The following is a 2,849-nucleotide window of genomic DNA, read 5'->3' on the forward strand; positions in this document are numbered from 1 at the left end:
GAGTCCGGGTGGCGGGCCGGGCGGGCGATGCCGGCGTCGTCGAGCAGGGCGCGCAGGTGCAGAGCCTCGGCGAGTTGGGCCACGCCGAGCCAGGTGGCGCCGGCCTCCAAGCAGGTGGTGGCGATGGGCATGAGGCCGTGGCCGTAGGCGTCGGCCTTGACGACGGCCATCCAGGGGACGCCGCCCACCGCGGCGAGCACGTGGGCGTTGTGCGCGACGGCGTCGAGGTCGATCACGGCGCGGGAGGTCGTCGCGGGAGGCGGGGCGATCGCGTTCACGGTGGTGATTGTTCCACTCCGCGCCCTGCGGCGGGCGGATGCGGTGGTGGGAAGCTGGCTGGAGCCGGTCCGCGGTTGAGACGATGAGCACCATATTGTCTCCGACCTCCTGCCCGCGTGGACACCTCGCCGCCGGTGTTCGCGTCGGAGCCCAGCCCATGGATAAGTTGGCAACGCCCGGGTGACCACACAGCCCCGGCTCACCTCCCTGAGAAAGGCCCGACCATGCCACGTCTCGTCGTTGTTCTACTGTCGTTCACAATCGGCCTCGCCATACTAATCCTCGCGATTCGCGGGTTCTATCGTGTCGCCAGCCCTCGCCCCCTGCGATCACCGCTAGAACGGTGGCGGCATCGTGAGCGCCTGTACGGCGCGGTCGCCTGCGCAGGATTCTCTTTCATTGTCACTGCCGCGGGCACTAACTCAATCGCATTCCTGCGCCTCAGCATATTTGTTTGGATTGTCGCGACAACGACAGGAGCGACATCATGGCTCATTAGACAACAGGCAGAGTCCCCCAACGACAATGCTTGGAGAACTATCAGGCGGAGGTGGCTCAAGTTTGCGCGAATCGTAGCACCAGATCCGAGCGGGTGGCGCCTGGGACTAACACTCGAACACATGCGCATTGCCCGCCTTCTCGACGGACGCGGCTTCGTTCGCATATTCTTTTTGCTGTATGGAGCAGCCCTCATCACATCCGTAATCGCAGTATCAGCGGTGTTCATGGACGACTACGACGACTCGGCAATATTCATACAACATATCATTTCTCACAACTTCGTCTTAATTGGATCCTGCTGGAGCGCATCGTCGGGGCTCACTATCATAGCCGCCGCTCTTTGCGTCGGAGGTTCCACGCTCATCCGCATCAAAATCCAGAAGTATTTTCAAGCGCTAGCACAGTTCACGGCTTACTCCGGACTGGTCGGCTCAATCGCCGGAGCGTTCATCCCCCTGATCGCCATGGTAATGGACAATCTCAACACCCTGCGCTCAGTGACACCAACATTACTGTTGAACACAGCGGCGATTGGAGCCACTACAGGCTTCGTATTAGGTCTCCCGCTATGCCTCCCGCAACTCATAGATACCCGCAACGCCCTTTACAAAGCAGCCCCCGCACCATTGGCCTTCATCATCATTTCTACGGCACTGAAGAAGGTTAACATAACTCCTCTGCTGATCGAATCTACACTTGTCCAGCACATGACGGCGAATGGCGTACGCATACCAAAACTTAGCGAGGTGGAAACCCTGAGCACGAGAGAATTGCTCGCGGACTGGCCGAGTTTTATGGCACTAGAAGATAGCCTCGGCAACCCTGCGATAATATCCGATACTTACTACATGCGTCTTAGCGTTGCCGTCGCCCTCGCGTCCATCGTCTACGCATTCGCCTCCTGTGTCCGCGCAAACAAGCTACACAATTACACTAAAACCGATCGACAGTCGACTATGGCGCCAAGCGCAGCAGCAAGTACCAACTCGGCGGGAGCGCCCGCGAACCCGACACAGTGACATTCCTGTTGAGTGCAGCACCAAATGAGCCCATACCGGTCACCGGGCCGGCACACCCCGCCATGGTCACACCCGCCCCGGTCGTAACCACCACGCTCACGCCGATAACTCACAGACACTATTTCCGCTGATGCCCGTGGCCGGTCCCCGGCCGACGCTCCAGAGCCGTTCCCAGGTGGTCGGGATGGCCTCGGCCACGTCCAGCGCCGCAATCGGATGCCCGGAAGCTTGACCGGCCGCTGCCGCGGTATCCACCACGCCGGCCGCGTGCGCCGCCGCGAACGCGTGCAGCCGCACGCCCAGAGCGGCGCAGCGGGCGGCGGCCTCCCCGCCCAACCCGGTACCGCCGGTCTCGGCATCGGCCTGGGCGGCGGCGAGCAGGGCACCGATGATCCCGGCCAGCACGTCCCCACTGCCGGCGGTGGCCAGCCAGCCCGGGCCGGAGTCGACCGACACCAACACCTCACCCGGGGCGGCGATCAGCGTGGGGGTGGTTTTGAGCAGGACGGTCGCGCCGGTCAGTTCGGCCAGGCGACGCACGGCGACAGCCGGGGCGGCCTCGATGTCCTCCCGTGTGCTCCGCTCCCCCAGGGCGGCCAGCAGTGCCGCGGCCTCGCCGGCGTGCGGGGTGAGGACGTGCCACGGCGCGAAGCGGCCCCCGGAGGTGATCTTGGCGGCCAGCAGCGGCAGCGCCCCGGCGTCGATGACCGCAGGGATACCCGACGTGGTCGGGTCGCTGACCGGGGCGGCGGCGGCCAGGTCGCCGCGGGCCCGGTCCAGGGTGGCGCTGAGCTCGGCGGCGCGAGCGGTGTCGGCCGGGTCGGTGCCCGGCCCGATGACCAGTGCCTGGCAGCGCCCGTCGGCGGGCACCACCTCCGGGCGGCGGGCGAGCACGAGGTCGGCGACGCGCGCGGGCGCCACCAGCCGCGCCATGCCGGCGCCCGTGCGCACGGCCGCGGAGGCGGTCAGCACCGCAGCGCCGGGGTAGGTCTGGCTGCCGGCCCACAGTCCGACGACGCCGCGGGTGTACTTGTGGTCGTGGGCGCCGGC

At 65.6% G+C, this 2,849-nt stretch carries 3 protein-coding genes; 1 reads left to right on the plus strand and 2 read right to left on the minus strand.

Annotation, left to right across the window (positions count from 1 at the left end):
• The coding region (locus RWX45_RS02110; protein WP_410050661.1) for an alanine racemase at window positions 1-278 on the minus strand (278 nt) is incomplete at its 3' end.
• A gap of 621 nt (window positions 279-899) precedes the next feature.
• Here RWX45_RS02110 and RWX45_RS02115 point away from each other — a divergent pair.
• Window positions 900-1,799: a hypothetical protein gene (locus tag RWX45_RS02115; RefSeq protein WP_316022137.1), complete on the plus strand. Its 900-nt coding sequence runs from the start codon at window positions 900-902 to the stop codon at window positions 1,797-1,799.
• A 96-nt stretch (window positions 1,800-1,895) separates the two neighbouring features.
• Here RWX45_RS02115 and RWX45_RS02120 read toward each other — a convergent pair.
• Window positions 1,896-2,849 (minus strand): ADP/ATP-dependent (S)-NAD(P)H-hydrate dehydratase (locus RWX45_RS02120; protein WP_316022138.1); only part of this gene is annotated, 954 nt, incomplete at its 5' end.

Origin of the sequence: Actinomyces sp. MRS3W (assembly GCF_032465695.1) — a bacterium.
Taxonomy (GTDB): Bacteria; Actinomycetota; Actinomycetes; order Actinomycetales; family Actinomycetaceae; genus Actinomyces.

Bases quoted from the DNA above. Each gene is read 5' to 3' on its own strand.
- RWX45_RS02115 (WP_316022137.1), top strand. From the start codon at position 900: ATGCGCATTGCCCGCCTTCTCGACGGACGCGGCTTCGTTCGCATATTC.